We start from the raw sequence: 16,579 nt of genomic DNA, 5'->3' as shown, positions 1-16,579 counted from the left end.
GCGTTTCAGTGGGGACAAGCTGATTCCCGGGAATATTTTAGGATAGAAACGTCGTCCTCACGACCAGGGTCGGCGGCCATCAACATGGCGCCAGCTCCTTCACCTCGCCGCGCTCGATGAGCAGGCGCTTGATATCCTTTTTTGTGATCTTTCCGTAGCCCGATTTCGGCAGCGCGTCCCAGAAAAATACCTGCCGCGGCCAACGGTAGCGGGCGCAGCGGCCTTCCAGGTGGACCAGGAGCGCGGCTTCGTCCACCCCTACTGCGCCTTCGCGCCGCACGACCACTGCCACGCCGATCTCGCCCCACTTTTCATCGGGTATGCCCAGGATCGCCACCTCGGCAACACCGGGGTGCGTTAATAGTACCTCTTCGACCTCGCGCGGGTAGACGTTGGAGCCACCCGAGATGTACATATCGGACTCGCGCCCGGTGATGTAGAGCAGCCCGCGCTCGTCCATTCGTCCCAGGTCGCCGGTGTGGAACCATCCGCCACGCATCGCTTTCCCGGTGGCCTCGGGGTTGGCGTGGTAACCGCTGAAAACGGCTGGGCCGCGACAGCAGATCTCGCCGATTTCCCCAGTTTTCACCGGTTGCAGGTTCGCGTCAAGGATGGCCACCTCCATGCCGGTTCGCGGGCGACCGCAAGAGCCGATGTTGGCATTCGAATCATTATCGTCGACCGAATGCATTTCGGGCGGCAGTACCGTGATGCAGCCAGTCACCTCACCGAGGCCAAAGTACTGCACCAGCACTTTGCCGAGCTTGCGCAACGCGAGCTTCTGGTCCGCACGGTACATCGGCGCGCCGGCATAAATCATGTAGCGCAGTGAACTGTGGTCGAAGCGGTCGACGGCCGGATGCTCGACCAGCATTTTCACAATGGTCGGCACGGTGAACAGGTTGCTGACGCGGTGCCGCTCCACGAGTTGCCAAAAAACTTCGGGTTCCAGCTTCTCGCTGGGCAGCAATACAGTGGCTGCCCCGCGCGCGACGTTCATCAGCGCATGGATGCCGGCGCCATGCGACAGCGGCGCCACAGCGATCGAGCGGTCCTTCTCCATGGTGCCGGGGATCAGGTCGGCCAGGTGATTGGTCACCACGAAGGCCATTTGCCCATGCGTGAGCACAGCGGCCTTGGGCCTGCCGGTCGTGCCCGACGTATAGAAGAACCACAGCGGGTCATCGTAGCTCACCGTCACTTCAGGTGGCCGCTCAACAGACACTTGGCCCAGGTGCTGTTGTACCAGCGCTTCATACGAGTACTCGCCCCGACGAGGCTCGCCGATGCAGATGACGTGCTTCAGTTGCGGCGATGCCTCGCGCACCGCATCCGCATGACCAGCAAAGTTCGCTTCGACGATCATGGCCACCGCGCCGCTCGATGCGCCGAGGTAGGCTACTTCTGGTGGCGTCAGCCGGAAGTTGGTGGGCACCCAGACGCAGCCGAGACGAAACGCTACCCAGCAACTCTCGAACATCTGCAGGTTGTTGCGCGACTGCGCGAGTATCCTGTCACCCTTCTTCAAGCCAAGCTGACGCATGGCACTGACCATGGCGTCGACACGGCGGTCGATCTCTTCCCAGGTCCACCGCTGGTCACCCTGGATCAGCGCGGCATGCTCGGGATACAGGCAGGCGGTGTGGGTGAGCAGCCGCCCGAGGTTCATCACCGGAGCATCGTTCATGCCGCCTCTAGCACGCTGAGGTAGTTGGCTACTGCAGCTCCGCCCATGTTGAACACTGCGCCCAGGCGGGCACCCTCGATCTGCATTGCGCCGGCCTGGCCGGACAACTGCATGGCCGCCATCACATGTTGCGACACACCGGTGGCGCCGATCGGGTGGCCACGCGATTTGAGGCCACCGGACGGGTTGACGGGCAGCTTGCCGTCTTTGCGTGTCACGCCGTCGAGGATCACGCGCGCGCCCCGTCCGTGTGGCGCCAAGCCCATGGCCTCGTATTCGAGCAGCTCGGCGATCGTGAAACAGTCGTGCGTCTCGACGAAGTGCAGGTCGGCCAGCGAGACACCGGCAGCATTCAAGCCGCGGCTCCAGGCCAGCGCGGCACCTTCGAAACGGGTCGGATCGCGACGGGACAACGGCAGGAATTCGTTGATCTGCGTGCGCGAGCGCCAGCGCACAGGGGGGGCGGCGGCCCCCGACACGGGCTCAGTGGACAACACCAGTGCGGCGGCGCCGTCGGAGACCAGGGAACAGTCTGAGCGCTTGAGTGGGCCGGCGACGAACGGGTTCTTGTCCGAGGGCTGGCGACAGAAGTCGAAGCCCAGGTCGCGCCGCATGTGGGCATAAGGGTTATGAACCCCGTTGGCATGGTTCTTCGCAGAGATCGCGGCCAGTGCGTCGGACTGGTCACCGAAGCGCTCAAAGTAGCCGGCGGCAATCTGGCCGAACACGCCGGCAAAGCCACCGGGCGTGTCGCCTTCTTCTTTGACATACGAGCACTTCAGCAGCGTTTCACCGATCTGTGCGTTGGGCAGGGTATTCATTTTCTCCATACCCACCACCAACGCACGCTTGACCCGGCCACTGGCAAGCGCATCGAGAGCGGCCCAGATGGCGGCCGAGCCGGTCGCGCACGCGTTTTCCATCCGGACCGCCGGCGTGTGGCGAAACTCGGGAATGGCCACCGCCGCCAGGGAGGCGCTGAAGTCCTGGCGCACGAAGCCGCCGTTGAAGTGGCCGATGAAGATGCCGTCGATGTCCGCGGGTTCCAGCCCGGCGCTGGCGATCGCCGGAAGTGCTGCATCACGAATGAGCTGTTCGAGGTCAAGGTTGTCGAGTTTGCCGAACGGGGTGTGACCCCAGCCGATGATGTGTGGTGTGTTCATGATGTGCACGATGTGGTGGTAGGGAGACTATAGAAACTTATGTTTCTTGATGGTCAGGTTCAATAAATGAACCCATCTCTTAACTTAACTTGTATCCTCGTGAAGTAATTCCAAGTGAAGGGCCAACTTACCAGCCCTAATTTGCACTTGAATTTGAATAAGATGGTCCACTATTTACGCATCTGAGTTCGGGTAAATACTTATCCATAGGTCCACAATATGAACCAATTTTGAGCAGCCATGCTAGAAAAGCAAGCAGAGAAGACAGAGGTGACCGGGGCACAGACCTTACGCCGAGGCCTGTCGGTATTGCGCCTTCTTACCCGCATCGGGCCAGGCGGTTTGCGAATGGGCGAGATCGGTCGTCGCCTCGATCTCAACAAGGCAACCGCCATTCGCCTGACTCGTACCCTGGTCGACGAAGGATTTGTGCTGCACGACCATGGATCTGGCCGCTATCGCCTGGGCCCGGAGGCATTCGCCGTAGGACTGGCCGCTGAGCCAAGCTACGAACTTCAGCGGCTGGCGGCACCCACCCTGCGCGCGCTGGCTGTTGAATCGGGTGATACCGTGTTCTTCAGCGTGCTGCACGGCTACGAGAGCATCTGCCTGTCCCGTGACGAAGGGGACTTTCCTATTCGCAACCAGCTCATCAAGGCGGGTGACCGATGGCCACTGGGTGTCGGTGCCGGCAGTTGTGCCGTCCTGGCCGCACTCTCAGATACAGAGATTGATGACGTATTGAGGCGCAATGCCGCCTTGCGGACCGAACGATTCCCACGGTGCACGGATGCAGCCATCAGGCGGCTAATTCGGGAGACGCGGAATCGGGGCTACTGCGTGCAACCAGGATTGGTCATCGAGGACAGCTGGGCGGTCGGGGTTGTTGTTCACGATGCCTCCGGTAGCCCCGTGGCATCGATCAGCATTGCCGCGATCAAATCCCGCTTGGGCACCGCGCGCAGTGCCGCCCTTGGAAACCGATTGATGCAAGCAAGTCGGGCATTGGCATTGCTGCAAGCGGAGGCCAGAAATACGGTTGATTCATGAAGTAGGATGGCGCCTTCCAGCACTTTAAGGCGCGGGCGGTCGAGGTGGAAGTGTGGCGACCGGCCAGTACCCACTATCAGGCAATCCACTCATTTTTAGGAGCATCCAATGACTTTCATTAATTCATCCAGCCCGGTGGCCGTGGTCACCGGCGGCGCGCGCGGCATCGGCCTGGCGATTGGCCAGTGGTTTCTGGCCCACGGGCACCGGGTCGTGTTGCTCGACATTGATGGCGACACGCTGAGCAAAACTAACGCTACGCTCAATGATCCAGAGCACGTGCTGGCGGTGCTGTGTGACGTATCCAACCCGCAGCAGGTCCAAGCTGCCGTGCAGAAGGTGACTGGCGCTTTCGGTCGGGTTGACGCCCTGGTCAACAATGCCGGCGTGGCGGTGTTCAAACCGATTGCTGAAACCTCTTTTGAAGAGTGGCGCCACGTGCTGGGGACTAACCTCGACGGTGCGTTTCTCTGTACCCAGGCCTTTGCGCCGGTCATGCGCAAGACCGGTGGCGGCAGTATTGTCAATATTGCGTCCATCTCGGGCCTGCGCGCCAGCACGCTGCGCGTCGCCTACGGCACCAGCAAGGCCGCACTCATCCACCTCACCAAGCAACAGGCAGTTGAGCTGGGTCACGTTGGCATCCGCGTCAACGCCATCGCACCGGGCCCGGTCGATACCGAGATGGCCAAGCTGGTCCACAGCGTCGCCATTCGCTCCGACTACTACGATGCGATTCCACTGAACCGCTACGGCACCACCGAGGAAATCGCCTCGGTCGCAGGTTTTCTCTGCAGCTCGGCCGCGAGCTTTGTGACCGGGCAGGTCCTGGCGGTGGACGGTGGTTTTGATGCGGCCGGCGTGGGCCTGCCCACGCTTCGCAAACGAGATGCTGCATAACGGACTCCATGGCTCAGTCGGCCTCGACGCACAGGGCGAAGTGCATGCGTAGCATCCTGCACCCGGGCGAGATCGCGGCAGAGCGCGTGCAGGTGGTGCAGACCGCTGCGAAGCAGGCAGAACTCGCGCTTGCGCCGGGGCGATCACTGCTGGATACGCTGGCCGATGCGCTGGCACCGTATGGCGCCACCAGTGCGGTGCTGAGCCTCAAGGGCGGTTCCTTCTTTCCGTTTGCCTACGTGATGCCCGCCACATCGAAAACGCCCGATCACGCGGTGTACTTCAGCGAACGCTTTGACGCCGTGGGGCCGGCCCGCCTCGAGTTCGGTACTGTCACTTATGGGCAGCGCGATGGCCGGCCCTGGCTGCATTGCCATGCTACGTGGATCGAGTCCGAAGGGACCCGCCGCTGCGGCCATGTGCTGCCCGACGCCGCCATCATTTCCGAGACACTGCATGCTTCGGTGTGCCTCCTGGAAGGCGCCGAATTTCACGTCCGCCCCAACGCCGAAACCAATTTTCCCTTGTTCAAACCCGAACCCACGGCACGGCGGATAAGCGAACCTTCGGCCAAGGATTCCCTTGCGGTCCGCCTGGCCCCGAATGTAGACGTTTGCACCGCCATCGAAGACATTTGCCTGGAACACGGCATCTCCGACGCGACGATCCAGGGGGGAGTCGGCAGCATTGTGGGCACTGTTTTCGACGACGGCTGGACCGTCGATCCGTTCGTGACCGAGGTCCTGATCCGATCTGGCCGGGTGCGTGAAGACCCGCACGGCGCGCCGCTCGCGGAGATCGACGTGACCCTGGTGGACTTTACGGGAAACATGGCAGAGGGCAGGCTCCTGCGCGGCGCCAATCCTGTGCTGGTCACCTTCGAACTGGTGCTGGTACCCGTCTAAAATCAAACGCATGAGCCTCCCTACCCCCGCCACACCCAAGCCAGCCGCAGCCGCTGCCACCGAAACCGTCAAGCCCAGCAACTTTCTGCGCCAGATCATCGAGCACGACCTGGCCCGGGGCACCTACGCCATGCGCCGCTGGGGCGGCAGCCCGGGCGACGCGGCCCACCACGCCCAGGGTGAGCCCGACCCGGCCAAAATCCGCACCCGCTTCCCGCCCGAGCCCAATGGTTACCTGCACATCGGCCACGCCAAAAGCATCTGCCTGAACTTTGGCCTGGCGCGCGACTACGGCGGCGTGTGCCACCTGCGCTTTGACGACACCAACCCCGAGAAGGAAGATGTCGAGTACGTCAACAGCATCATGGATTCCGTGAAGTGGCTGGGCTTTGGCTGGGAAAACAATGGCGAAAGCAACCTCTACCAGGCCAGCGACTACTTCGACTTCATGTACCGCGCAGCGGAATACCTGATCGAAGCCGGCCACGCCTATGTGGACGAACAAACTGTGGAACAAATCCGCATCAACCGCGGCGACTTCGGCAAACCCGGCGTCAACAGCAAGTTCAGAGCCCGCACCCCGGCCGAGAATCTGGCCCGGTTCAGGGAAATGCAGGGCGGCCAACACGAAGACGGCGCCATGGTGCTGCGCGCCAAGATTGACATGGCCAGCCCCAACATCAACCTGCGCGATCCCGCCATCTACCGCATTCGCCGCGCCACACACCACAACACCGGCGACAAATGGTGCATCTACCCGATGTACACCTTTGCGCACCCGATTGAGGACGCGCTGGAGAACATCACCCACAGCTTGTGCACGCTGGAATTTGAAGACCAGCGCCCGTTTTACGACTGGCTGCTGGAGCGCCTGATTGAAGGCGGCCTGCTGAGCGCCCCGCCACCCCGGCAATACGAGTTTGCCCGCCTGAACCTCACCTATGTCGTCACCAGCAAACGCAAGCTGGCGCAACTGGTGTACGACCACAAGGTCAAGGGCTGGGACGACCCGCGCATGCCCACCATCGTCGGCCTGCGCCGCCGTGGCTACACACCCGAGGCGATTCACCTGTTTGCCGAACGCATAGGCGTCACCAAGAGCGACAGCTGGATTGACTACAGCACGCTGGAAGGCTGCCTGCGCGAAACGCTGGACGGCAGCGCCTCTCGCGCCATGGCCGTGCTGGACCCGGTGAAACTGGTGCTGAGCAACTGGGATGACGTGATGGGCGCAGGCTTTCTGGACGACTGCAGCGCACCCATTCACCCGCACCACCCCGAGCTAAGCAAACGCAGCTTCAAAATCGGCAAAGAAGTGTGGATCGATCGCAGCGACTTTGAAGAAACGCCGCCCAAAGGCTTCTTCCGCTTGTTCCCCCCGCGAACGGACCCATCGGGGACTGCGCTTCCAGGAAGCAAGGTGCGCCTGAAATACGGCCACGTCATCGAGTGCACCGGCTGCACCAAAGACGCTGCGGGCAAGATCACCGAAGTGCATGCCACCCTCATCCCCGACACCAAAAGCGGCACGCCAGGCAGCGACAGCGTCAAGGTCAAAGGCGTCATCACCTGGGTCGCCGTGGCCGATGGCCTGAGCGCCGAAGTGCGCCTGTACGACCGCCTGTTCACCGACGCCCAGCCCGATGCGGGCGGCAAAGACTTCATCGAAGGCCTGAACCCCAACAGCCTGAAAGTGGTGCAAGCGGTGGTGGAGCCGTCACTGGCCAGCGCGAAGGCAGACGACAAGTTTCAGTTTGAACGGCATGGGTACTTTGTGGCGGATCGGGTGGACCACACGAAAGCGAAGCCGGTGTTTAATCTGGCGGTGGGGTTGAAGGATAGTTGGGGGAAGTAAACAATTACGCAGTCAACAAAAAAATGACACGCACGCAAAAAGAGGGAAGCGCAAGTTCCAGCCCTCATGAGGGACTACTTGACATCGTTCATGTTGGCGACGCACGAACCGCGACAAAGGCCATTCCAGACAACTTTATCAACCTCACCATCACCTCACCACCGTACTTCGACCTGAAGGACTATGGCATGCCCAAGCAAATTGGGTTCGGACAACAGTACGACGACTATCTCAATGACTTAGCGAGTGTTTTTTCAGAAGTATTCAGAGCAACAAGGGGCGATGGCTCACTATGGATTGTTGTTGACACATTCCGAAAAGATCAAGAAGTTTTTCCTCTGCCGTTCGATTTGGCGACCCGTCTCAAGCCAATTGGTTGGACGCTCCGTGACATCATCATTTGGAAGAAGGAACGAACACTGCCTTGGACTCAAGCCGGGGCAACGCGTAAGATATTCGAATACATCCTAGTCTTTTCAAAGGGCATCAATTCGTTCCGCTACGATCCCGACAAATATAGACAGACGTCCGATCTCAAGCGGTGGTGGGTACGCTATCCAGAACGATATAACCCAAAAGGAAAATCCTTAGAGGAAATTTGGAGCTATGACATTCCAACGCAAGGATCTTGGGGCGCCAAGTACATTCGCCATTTCTGTCCATTGCCCTCCGAACTAGTTTCTAGAATCATCCAATTGACGACTGGCCCCGACGGCATAGTGTTAGATCCTTTTGCTGGCTCAGGCACAGTGCCCACGGTGAGCCATCTGCTAGGTCGATCCTTTATCGGCATTGAGCTCAATCCCGCGTATGTCAAGATGTTTGAGAATCATCTCAAACAGCAAAAGGCGAAGGAATCACAGCAGGCCATTCATTTTGACGATTCAGAAGACAAAGAATCGTTTGCGAAAACAATTGTCAATCTGCGAGTTCTAAAATTTGGTCGACTCATTCTCCGAACTTTGCGAAAAGAACGGCCTGACGATAGCGTACAGATCTATGCGTTCAGACTCCCAGACAAAGCGGATCAAAAATTCAAACACTATGCAGCCGAGTATTTAGTTGTATTACCCGAATCCCAGGCACGAGAGGCCGTGATACAGAAAATTGAAGAGTTGTGCTCCAAGCCACCGCTTTCAAAATTTGGCATCCAAGCCACACTCAAATTCATCAAGTCCAAGAGACAAGTCAGTCCCGCAAGGCAGAAGCTGCCCTACTATCGGTATACACACTCAAACTCCCATTTCAATGTTGGGCGTGCTAACTTCTCCCAAATATGGGCGGGTGACGGCGAACTGTTCAGCCCGATTAAGCTTGAGGTGGAGGAACCACATGAATAAAACTGCAACTCGGACCAAATTAACGCCGCTCAAGAAAAAGCGAAAGCCGAAACGGCAGGTAGATCCGAAGGTACGGGAAAGAGTACGGCAACGACTTTCAACTAGAGCAGTGTTTCAGCGGATCGGATTCGACTGGATTAAATCAGACGACATTCAGTTTACTTTCGATGGCCGAACAGGTGAAATCGACGATATTTTGGTTTTCGAGAACGTACTGGTCATCGCCGAGTACACCACCGGCAAGCCAGACTCGGGCCATCTTGCAAGAAAAAGCATTCTCTACGAAAAGATTCTCAAACAGCCCGGCAACTGGATTGCCGAGTACGCAGGCATCAATGAATCGTTCAGCGCGGCGATGGCTGCTAGCAAATATCAACCTGATGAGTTTCAACTGTTCGTCTGCTATGCATCACTGCATGGTGCCGATCAAGAAATAGAAACAGCTTTTCCTCACTACCGGTTTCTAGATGGAACCCGTCTCCGCTACTTTGATGCGTTGAGTAAGACTATCCAGCGGTCGGCCAAACATGAGTTCTTTAACTATCTGGGGGTGAACCTCCGAAAACTCGGTTCACGAATTCATTCGACGGAAGACGATTCAAAAAACTTTAGCGGCTACTTACTACCAGAATCGAATAGCGGATATCAAAGAGGATTCAAAGTCGTATCTTTCTACGCTGATCCTGCCACGTTGCTCGAGATGTCATACGTACTTCGAAAAGACAGTTGGCGTGACCCTGATGGCTTGTATCAGCGAATTTTGATACATGGAAAAATAAAAAGCATGCGACGATATTTGACTGATGCTAAACGCGTCTTCGTCAACAACATCATTGTTACCCTTCCGCCGGAGACCGTAATAAATGATCCCACTACTGGAAAGAACGCGGACAACTCGCAACTAGTGAGTGTCACCCCAGTAAAAATATCAATTCCCCGGCAGGCCAGCATGATTGGTCTTATTGATGGCCAGCATCGCGTTTTTTCCTATCACGATGCGCCAAAAGATCCACTCGATGCCGAGATTGCTAAACAGCGGATGCGCCAGAATTTACTCGTTACGGGCCTCATATTTCCCACTTCGTGGACTCGCCAACAAAAGCGCGAATTCGAAGCGAAATTGTTTCTCGAAATCAACGACACACAAGCGCGCGCAAAGACACTACTCAAGCAAAGCATTGAAGTGCTTCTGAACCCATTTTCTACACTCGCTATCGCCAAGGAAGTAATCAATCGAATGTCACGTAGTGGCCCGCTCAATGGGTTGCTACAGACTAATTTTTTTGACCCACCCGACAGAATTAAAACAAGCTCGATCGTCAGCTATGGCTTGAGACCGTTAGTCAAGACCGATGGGGATGACTCCCTGTACGCTGCTTGGAGCCACAAAGACAAGGCACTCTTGACAGATCGCACTGCGAGCCAAGATCGGCGAAATGAGTTGTTGCACTTCTATATTGAGTTCTGCGCCATTCAGATAAATGAATTTTTGATTGAGGCGAAGATGGCAATTGGTCCAGATAAGTGGCGTGTGAGCACCCCGAAAGATAGACAAATCCTGGGGCCAACCGTTGTCAATGGCTTCTTTGTATGCATTCGCCAGCTAGTCGAGTCAGGCAACTTGCTTGGAAGGCAGCACTATGCAAAAAAATTAACACCGCTAGCAACTGTTAACTTCTCGACATATACATCCAGTGCTTGGAAGAGTCTGGGGGACAAACTTTTTGAACTCTGTTTTTAGGCTTTGATGGGACTCAGCTGTGTCCATCCACACCGGTTAGCTCAAATTGGGGGGGTTACCCAAGCACAGCGGCAACGGCAGTCATGGGCCGTTCGGCCAACGGCTGGCTGGAGTGGAAAAGCCCGCAGGGCAGAACGCTGGACGAGGTGAAGCGGCAGTCTGTGACCGTGGCGGACTGATAATTGCTATATTTTTTATAGCTTCTTGTGCATATTTCACGGGGGCTATAGGTCTAAAACGTATAAATTATTGTGGCAATCGGCCGTTCTAACAGACCCAAAAAAAGAAACTTTGACCCCACCATGCCCCTATCCTGGAACGAAATCAAATCCCGCGCGCTGACCTTCAGCCGCACCTGGGCTGACGCTGCCAACGAAGACAGCCAGGGCAAACCGTTCTGGATTGACTTCTTTGAAATCTTTGGCATCACCGACAAACGCGTCGCCACCTTCGAGCACGCCGTCAAAAAGCTGCTCGGTGAGAAAGCCAGAGTGGACGGCTTTGTCGATCTGTTCTGGCCCGGCATGTTGCTGGTGGAGCAAAAGTCGCGCGGCAAGAATCTGGACGCCGCGCTGACGCAGGCACTGTCTTACTTCCCCGGCATTGCCGAGCGCGACTTGCCGCAGCTCGTCATCGTGTGTGACTTCGCTCATTTTCGGGTACATCGGCTCACCACCAACGAGACGTTTGAGTTTGCCCTCAAAGACCTGCACAAAAACATCAAGCTGTTTGGTTTCATCGCGGGCTACAAGGCGCTGGAGATCAAGCCGCAAGACCCGGTCAACATCAAGGCCGCCGAGCGCATGGGGCGGCTGCACGATGCACTCAAGGCCAGCGGCTATACCGGGCACCCGCTCGAAGTGTTGCTGGTGCGTCTGCTGTTTTGTCTGTTTGCCGATGACACCGGCATCTTTCAGCCCGCGCAGTCGTTTCGTACGTTCATCGAGGAACGCACGTCAACTGATGGCTCCGACTTGGGCTCACGGCTGGGGCAACTGTTCCAAGTGTTAAACACACCAGAAGACAAACGCAGCAAGGCACTGGACGAACAGGTGGCAGCCTTCCAGTATGTGAATGGCAAGCTGTTTGAGGAACCGCTGCCCATGGCCGATTTCACCAGCGCCATGCGGGAAGCGCTGCTGGACGCCTGCGCGCTCGACTGGTCGGCCATCAGCCCCGCCATCTTCGGCAGCCTGTTTCAGAGCATCATGGACGACAAGGCGCGCCGCAACTTGGGCGCCCATTACACGTCCGAAGAAAACATCCTCAAGCTGATCAAGCCGCTGTTTCTGGACGATCTGTGGGCCGAGTTCAACAAGGTTAAAGGCAACAAGAATCGGCTGTTTGAGTTTCACAAAAAGCTCCGGCTGTTGACTTTTTTTGACCCAGCCTGCGGCTGCGGGAACTTCCTCGTCATCAGCTACCGCGAGCTGCGTCTGCTGGAGCTGGAAGTGCTGCGCGCCAGCATTTCCGATAGGCAACTTGGCGTGGACATCCACGGCCTCATCGGCATCAACGTCGACCAGTTCTACGGTATCGAGATCGAGGAGTTTCCGGCCCAGATTGCGCAGGTCGCGCTATGGCTGATGGATCACCAGATGAACCTGCGCGTGAGCGAAGAGTTTGGCCTGTACTTCGCCCGCATCCCGTTGCGCACCACGCCGCACATCGTGCACGGCAATGCGCTGCGGCTGGACTGGAATGAGGTGCTGCCTGCGGAGCGGTGCAGCTTTGTGCTGGGGAATCCGCCGTTCTCCGGTAAGCATTACCAAAGCAAAGAGCAAAAAGCCGAGGCGCTCCTTGTTTACGATGGAATGAAGTCGGCATCTGACCTTGACTACGTCGCCGCTTGGTTTGTCAAAGCAGCTAAATACGTCCAGGGAACCGCTGCCGCCTGCGCCTTTGTGTCCACCAACAGCCTGACCCAAGGCGAGCAAGTACCGCTTTTATGGCCACTTCTGCTGCAGAAGTACGGCATCAAAATTCGCTTTGCCCACCGGACCTTCCAATGGAGTAATGAAGCAAGCGGCATGGCTGCGGTGCATTGCGTGATCATCGGTTTCGGTTGCACTGAGGTGCAGCAAAAGAGACTTTTCGAATACGAAACACCCAAGTCAACGCCGCACGAACTGACCGTTGAACACATCAGTCCATATCTGACGACAGCACCCGATGTGATTGTCAGCAAGAGGAGTTCGCCCATTGGCAATGCGCCCAACATGGGCTGTGGCAGCAAACCGTCCGATGGCGGTAATCTGATTCTGGACACTGCCGAAAAAAGTGAACTGCTGGCCGTTGAACCTGGCGCTGCCGCTTACCTCAAGCCGTTCGTTGGCTCGCAAGAGTTCTTGAATGGCGGAGAGCGCTGGTGCTTATGGCTGGAGAACATAACTCCCGCCGCGCTGAAGCAACTACCCCATGTACTGCGCCGCGTGCAGCTAGTGAAAACGTTTCGTGAGGCCAGTACTGCTGAGCCGACCCGCCGCGCAGCAGCCACGCCCAGCCGTTTCTTTTTCGTAGCGCAACCCAACACGCAATACATCGCGATACCCGAGGTTTCGTCAGAGCGGCGCACTTACGTACCCGTTGGGTATCTGCCCGCCGAAGTCATTGCCAGCAATAAGCTCTACATCATTGACAAACCAAGTCTGTTCGTTTTCGGAGTACTGCAATCCATGATGCACGGAGCATGGACGCGTACGGTCGCCGGACGACTGAAAAGCGACATTCAGTATTCCGGGACGATGGTCTACAACAACTTCCCCTGGCCCGACTTCCCCCAGAATTCCAAGCAAAATCAGCCTCCAGCCCCCGTCGATAAAGCGCAAGCAGCTATCGAAACTGCAGCACAAGTCGTGCTCGATGCCCGTGCCCAGTTCCAGTCTGGCGAACAGCCCGCCACGCTGGCCGATCTGTACGACCCGCTGACCATGCCGCCCGAGTTGCTCCGCGCGCACCAGAAGCTCGACGCGGCGGTGGACAAGGCCTATGAGCGGAGTGGCGGCAAGAAAAGCTACAAAAGCGACGCCGAGCGCGTAGCCTTTCTGTTTGAGCTGTACCAGAAATACACCAGCTTGCTGCCCACCGGAAAACCCCAAATCAAACGCAAAGCCAGGTCCGCCGGGGCCGATTAGGAGACTTTTCCATGCCGACCCTGTCCATCTTCTTCGGCATCGTCATCCGCATGTGGCACGACGACCATCCGCCGCCCCATATCCACGCTGAGTACCAAGGCTTCGAGGCGCTGGTGGACATCGCCACCGGTGAGGTACGCGATGGGAGCCTGCCGCGTAAGGTCGCCAGCATTGTCAAGGAGTGGTGTCTGGTGCATCAGGCAGAACTGCAGGACAATTGGCAACGCGCCCAACGGTTCGAGCCGCTGGACAGAATTCAAGGAGCTGACCGTGATTAAAGTACTCAACGCAAGGCTGGCTGACTCATTCAAACTGGAGCTTGACTTCTCGGACCACGCGCATGGCGTGTTTGACGCAAACGCCTACCTGGCAAGTCGATCTGGACCGCTGTTGGACAAATTACGTGAGCCCGAATATTTCAAGCGATTTTTCATCGATGCGGGTGCGCTTTGCTGGCCGAATGGCCTGGAAATTTCCCCCGCACGTTTACGTGAACTTTGTGTGATATCAGCTACGGCCTAGCGAAACGCAACATGGCCGAAACTGACCCCGCACGGCAAGACGCTGGATGAGGTGAAGCGGCAATCGGTGAGCTTGGCGGGCTTCGCTTAACCTCCCCCGGTCATAAACAAAGGAAGGAAACCACCATGAAGAAACTCAACGTCACCATCAAGCTAGAGATGTCCGTCCCAGATGACTGGGAACTTGTCCAAACCTCTGAAGGCGGGCAAGTGTTGAAGCTACCTAACAATCAATTTCTGGACATTGCCATCGAGCCCCTGTTTGCCAGCAATCCCGAGGAAACATGGACAAGCAGCGAGGACGATGATGTCCTGAACGATATTTTTGACATGGTCGAGAGCGAGGATGTTGTCTACGAGTTCGTCAAGCAATCCTGACCAGGCGAGGGCCAAATCATGGAAAATCGACATCCATGAACGAAACCACTCTATTTCCCCCTCTGCCCGACCATCTGTCAATTGACCCGCGCAGTCCCTTTCACGTCGCTGCCGTGTTCGAACATGACATTGGTATTCGATTGAATGACAAGGAGCGTCTGGATGTCGCGGAATACTGCATCAGCGAGGGCTGGGTTAAGGTGCCCGCAGGCAAGACGCTGGATCGCAAGGGCAATCCGCTGTTGATCAAGTTGAAGGGCAGGGTCGAAGCGTTTTATCAATAAGCGACTTCTAAACCCCTGCATCGACTCCTTCGCCATGCCCCAACCCGATTTCAGCCCCGCAGCCGACCGCAACAAGCAGCCCATCCTCGATGTGCTTCGCCAGGTGCTGCCTGAACGCGGCAGCGCGTTGGAGATTGCCTCGGGCACCGGCCAGCATGTGGCCTGGTTTGCCTCTGGCCTGCCGCACTGGACCTGGCAGCCCACCGACGCACAGCCCGGCGCGCTGAACACCATTGCAGCATGCGTGGCCCAGCAGGGTCTGCCCAATGTACGCGCACCTTTGCGGCTCGACGTGATGGCGCCGCGCTGGTTGCCAGACGATGCGCAGTTTGATCTCATCTACTGCGCCAACATGCTGCACATCTCACCGTGGACGACCTGCGCCTCGTTGATGCGCGGCAGCGCCCGGCACCTGGCGCCGGGCGGCCTGCTCATTACCTACGGGCCTTATCTGGAAGACGGTGTGCCCACCTCCGCTGGCAACCTGGCGTTTGACCAGAGCCTGCGCGTGCAAAACCCCGACTGGGGCATTCGTTTGCGCGAAGACGTGGAGCAAGAGGCCGCCCGCGCCGGGCTGCGACTGTCCGCACGGCACGCCATGCCGGCAAACAACCTCTTGCTGGTGTGGGCTCGGCGGGACACGGATAATCCACCGCCATGAATCTTCCTCTTTCTCTCTTCCCCCTCGGCTGGCAGCACTATCTGCTGGGCGGGGTATTCATTGGCATGGGTGCGGCGCTGCTGTTCGTGCTGACGGGCCGCATCGGCGGCATGAGCACGGTGTTCTCAAGCACCTGGTCTTTCGTGGTGCGCCGGCCGTTTTTTCAGCAGGCGCGGTTTGTCGATTCGCGCGGCTGGCGGCTGGTGTATGCGCTGGGATTGATCCTGGGCGCGCTGGTGTGGTGGCTGGGCTTTGCGGGCGGAGCTTCGCAAGCCACTGCGGTACCGGCATGGCAGTTGCTGGTGGGCGGGTTTTTTGTGGGCTACGGGGCGCGCTTGGGCAACGGCTGCACGTCGGGTCACGGCATTTGCGGGCTGGGCTCGCTGCAATGGCCTTCCGCGCTGGCAGTGCTGACCTTCATGGCGACCGCGTTCCTGACGGCCAACCTGGCCGCAAGGTGGCTGGCATGAGCGCGGTAAACAGGACCCTTCCCCGGATGCTCGCCACGCTGGCGGCGGGCGCGCTGTTTGGCTTTGGCCTGTCGTACTCCACCATGATCCGGCCCGAGGTGGTGCTGAGCTTTCTGCGCTTTCAGGACTTCGGCCTCATGCTGGTGATGGGTGGCGCGGTGATGGTGGTGCTGCTGGCCTACAAGCTGACGCCCCGCCTGCTCGCCCGGCCGCTGCTGGACGACCACTTCCACGCACACCCGAGCGTCTGGAACCGTGACACGGCAGTGGGTGCGGCCCTGTTCGGCGTGGGCTGGGGCCTGTGCGGCGTGTGCCCCGGCCCGGCCATTGCGGGCCTGGGCGCGGGCAACTGGAGCCTGCTGTGGGCGCTGGCCGGCATTGCGCTGGGCGCGCTGGTGCAAGGCCTAAGGGCGAAGTGACCGGCTGCGGGCTAGCTGATGGAGTGGAAGAGCCCGCTGGGCAAGACGCTGGATGAGGTGAAGCCGCAGTC

17 protein-coding genes are annotated in these 16,579 nt (G+C 58.2%); 15 read left to right on the top strand and 2 right to left on the bottom strand.

What is annotated here, in order from left to right; translation table 11 throughout:
* Positions 1–79 precede the first annotated feature (79 nt).
* The gene (locus B3F77_RS08180; protein ID WP_293604481.1) at positions 80–1,687 is read right to left on the bottom strand and encodes an acyl-CoA synthetase; all 1,608 of its coding nucleotides are present in this window, start codon (positions 1,685–1,687) and stop codon (positions 80–82) included.
* Positions 1,684–2,850: an acetyl-CoA acetyltransferase gene (locus B3F77_RS08175; protein ID WP_293604480.1), complete on the bottom strand. Its 1,167-nt coding sequence runs from the start codon at positions 2,848–2,850 to the stop codon at positions 1,684–1,686. The genes B3F77_RS08180 and B3F77_RS08175 overlap by 4 nt, the downstream gene beginning before the upstream one ends.
* A 240-nt stretch (positions 2,851–3,090) precedes the next feature.
* Between B3F77_RS08175 and B3F77_RS08170 the strand changes: the two genes are divergently transcribed.
* From B3F77_RS08170 to B3F77_RS08100, 15 genes are all read left to right on the top strand, one after another.
* Positions 3,091–3,900, top strand: coding sequence for an IclR family transcriptional regulator (locus tag B3F77_RS08170; protein ID WP_293604479.1), 810 nt, complete (start codon positions 3,091–3,093; stop codon positions 3,898–3,900).
* A 108-nt stretch (positions 3,901–4,008) separates the two neighbouring features.
* Positions 4,009–4,800, top strand: a complete 792-nt coding sequence (locus B3F77_RS08165) for an SDR family NAD(P)-dependent oxidoreductase (RefSeq protein WP_293604478.1) — start codon at positions 4,009–4,011, stop codon at positions 4,798–4,800.
* Between the two features lie 44 nt (positions 4,801–4,844).
* The gene (locus tag B3F77_RS08160) at positions 4,845–5,705 is read left to right on the top strand and encodes a PCC domain-containing protein (protein ID WP_293604477.1); all 861 of its coding nucleotides are present in this window, start codon (positions 4,845–4,847) and stop codon (positions 5,703–5,705) included.
* Positions 5,706–5,715: 10 nt separating this feature from the next.
* Positions 5,716–7,560, top strand: a complete 1,845-nt coding sequence (locus B3F77_RS08155; RefSeq protein ID WP_293604476.1) for a glutamine--tRNA ligase/YqeY domain fusion protein — start codon at positions 5,716–5,718, stop codon at positions 7,558–7,560.
* Positions 7,561–7,583: 23 nt separating this feature from the next.
* Positions 7,584–8,900: a DNA-methyltransferase gene (locus B3F77_RS08150; RefSeq protein ID WP_293604475.1), complete on the top strand. Its 1,317-nt coding sequence runs from the start codon at positions 7,584–7,586 to the stop codon at positions 8,898–8,900.
* Entirely contained in the window at positions 8,893–10,641 is a 1,749-nt protein-coding gene (locus B3F77_RS08145) for a DGQHR domain-containing protein (protein ID WP_293604474.1), read from the top strand. The genes B3F77_RS08150 and B3F77_RS08145 overlap by 8 nt, the downstream gene beginning before the upstream one ends.
* The gene (locus tag B3F77_RS08140) at positions 10,632–10,820 is read left to right on the top strand and encodes a DUF4357 domain-containing protein (RefSeq protein ID WP_349678401.1); all 189 of its coding nucleotides are present in this window, start codon (positions 10,632–10,634) and stop codon (positions 10,818–10,820) included. The genes B3F77_RS08145 and B3F77_RS08140 overlap by 10 nt, the downstream gene beginning before the upstream one ends.
* Positions 10,821–10,943: 123 nt before the next feature.
* Entirely contained in the window at positions 10,944–13,775 is a 2,832-nt protein-coding gene (locus tag B3F77_RS08135; protein WP_293604473.1) for a class I SAM-dependent DNA methyltransferase, read from the top strand.
* An 11-nt stretch (positions 13,776–13,786) separates the two neighbouring features.
* The gene (locus B3F77_RS08130; protein WP_293604472.1) at positions 13,787–14,053 is read left to right on the top strand and encodes a DUF4160 domain-containing protein; all 267 of its coding nucleotides are present in this window, start codon (positions 13,787–13,789) and stop codon (positions 14,051–14,053) included.
* Complete coding sequence (locus B3F77_RS08125; protein ID WP_293604471.1) at positions 14,046–14,297, top strand: DUF2442 domain-containing protein; 252 nt, start codon at positions 14,046–14,048, stop codon at positions 14,295–14,297. Before B3F77_RS08130 ends, B3F77_RS08125 begins: the two co-directional genes overlap by 8 nt.
* Before the next feature lie 125 nt (positions 14,298–14,422).
* Complete coding sequence (locus B3F77_RS08120; protein ID WP_293604470.1) at positions 14,423–14,674, top strand: hypothetical protein; 252 nt, start codon at positions 14,423–14,425, stop codon at positions 14,672–14,674.
* Between the two features lie 35 nt (positions 14,675–14,709).
* Positions 14,710–14,958 (top strand): DUF3297 family protein, encoded by a 249-nt coding sequence (locus tag B3F77_RS08115; RefSeq protein WP_293604469.1) that lies wholly within the window; start codon positions 14,710–14,712, stop codon positions 14,956–14,958.
* A gap of 34 nt (positions 14,959–14,992) precedes the next feature.
* Entirely contained in the window at positions 14,993–15,619 is a 627-nt protein-coding gene (locus tag B3F77_RS08110; protein ID WP_293604468.1) for a DUF938 domain-containing protein, read from the top strand.
* A complete protein-coding gene (locus tag B3F77_RS08105; RefSeq protein WP_293604467.1) occupies positions 15,616–16,089 on the top strand; it encodes a YeeE/YedE family protein in 474 nt (157 codons plus the stop codon). The genes B3F77_RS08110 and B3F77_RS08105 overlap by 4 nt, the downstream gene beginning before the upstream one ends.
* Complete coding sequence (locus B3F77_RS08100; RefSeq protein WP_293604466.1) at positions 16,086–16,508, top strand: DUF6691 family protein; 423 nt, start codon at positions 16,086–16,088, stop codon at positions 16,506–16,508. The genes B3F77_RS08105 and B3F77_RS08100 overlap by 4 nt, the downstream gene beginning before the upstream one ends.
* Positions 16,509–16,579: the final 71 nt, after the last annotated feature.

This window comes from Polaromonas sp. UBA4122 (genome assembly GCA_002381615.1).
Taxonomy (GTDB): Bacteria; Pseudomonadota; Gammaproteobacteria; order Burkholderiales; family Burkholderiaceae_C; genus Polaromonas.
This window is presented reverse-complemented; position numbering and strand designations above follow the sequence as displayed.

What these genes read in the sequence shown, in the direction of transcription:
- B3F77_RS08180 (WP_293604481.1), bottom strand. Translation starts at nt 1,687, where the DNA reads ATGAACGATGCTCCGGTGATGAACCTCGGGCGGCTGCTCACCCACACC.
- B3F77_RS08175 (WP_293604480.1), bottom strand. Translation starts at nt 2,850, where the DNA reads ATGAACACACCACACATCATCGGCTGGGGTCACACCCCGTTCGGCAAA.
- B3F77_RS08170 (WP_293604479.1), top strand. Translation starts at nt 3,091, where the DNA reads ATGCTAGAAAAGCAAGCAGAGAAGACAGAGGTGACCGGGGCACAGACC.
- B3F77_RS08165 (WP_293604478.1), top strand. Translation starts at nt 4,009, where the DNA reads ATGACTTTCATTAATTCATCCAGCCCGGTGGCCGTGGTCACCGGCGGC.
- B3F77_RS08160 (WP_293604477.1), top strand. Translation starts at nt 4,845, where the DNA reads ATGCGTAGCATCCTGCACCCGGGCGAGATCGCGGCAGAGCGCGTGCAG.
- B3F77_RS08155 (WP_293604476.1), top strand. Translation starts at nt 5,716, where the DNA reads ATGAGCCTCCCTACCCCCGCCACACCCAAGCCAGCCGCAGCCGCTGCC.
- B3F77_RS08150 (WP_293604475.1), top strand. Translation starts at nt 7,584, where the DNA reads ATGACACGCACGCAAAAAGAGGGAAGCGCAAGTTCCAGCCCTCATGAG.
- B3F77_RS08145 (WP_293604474.1), top strand. Translation starts at nt 8,893, where the DNA reads ATGAATAAAACTGCAACTCGGACCAAATTAACGCCGCTCAAGAAAAAG.
- B3F77_RS08135 (WP_293604473.1), top strand. Translation starts at nt 10,944, where the DNA reads ATGCCCCTATCCTGGAACGAAATCAAATCCCGCGCGCTGACCTTCAGC.
- B3F77_RS08130 (WP_293604472.1), top strand. Translation starts at nt 13,787, where the DNA reads ATGCCGACCCTGTCCATCTTCTTCGGCATCGTCATCCGCATGTGGCAC.
- B3F77_RS08120 (WP_293604470.1), top strand. Translation starts at nt 14,423, where the DNA reads ATGAAGAAACTCAACGTCACCATCAAGCTAGAGATGTCCGTCCCAGAT.
- B3F77_RS08115 (WP_293604469.1), top strand. Translation starts at nt 14,710, where the DNA reads ATGAACGAAACCACTCTATTTCCCCCTCTGCCCGACCATCTGTCAATT.
- B3F77_RS08110 (WP_293604468.1), top strand. Translation starts at nt 14,993, where the DNA reads ATGCCCCAACCCGATTTCAGCCCCGCAGCCGACCGCAACAAGCAGCCC.
- B3F77_RS08105 (WP_293604467.1), top strand. Translation starts at nt 15,616, where the DNA reads ATGAATCTTCCTCTTTCTCTCTTCCCCCTCGGCTGGCAGCACTATCTG.
- B3F77_RS08100 (WP_293604466.1), top strand. Translation starts at nt 16,086, where the DNA reads ATGAGCGCGGTAAACAGGACCCTTCCCCGGATGCTCGCCACGCTGGCG.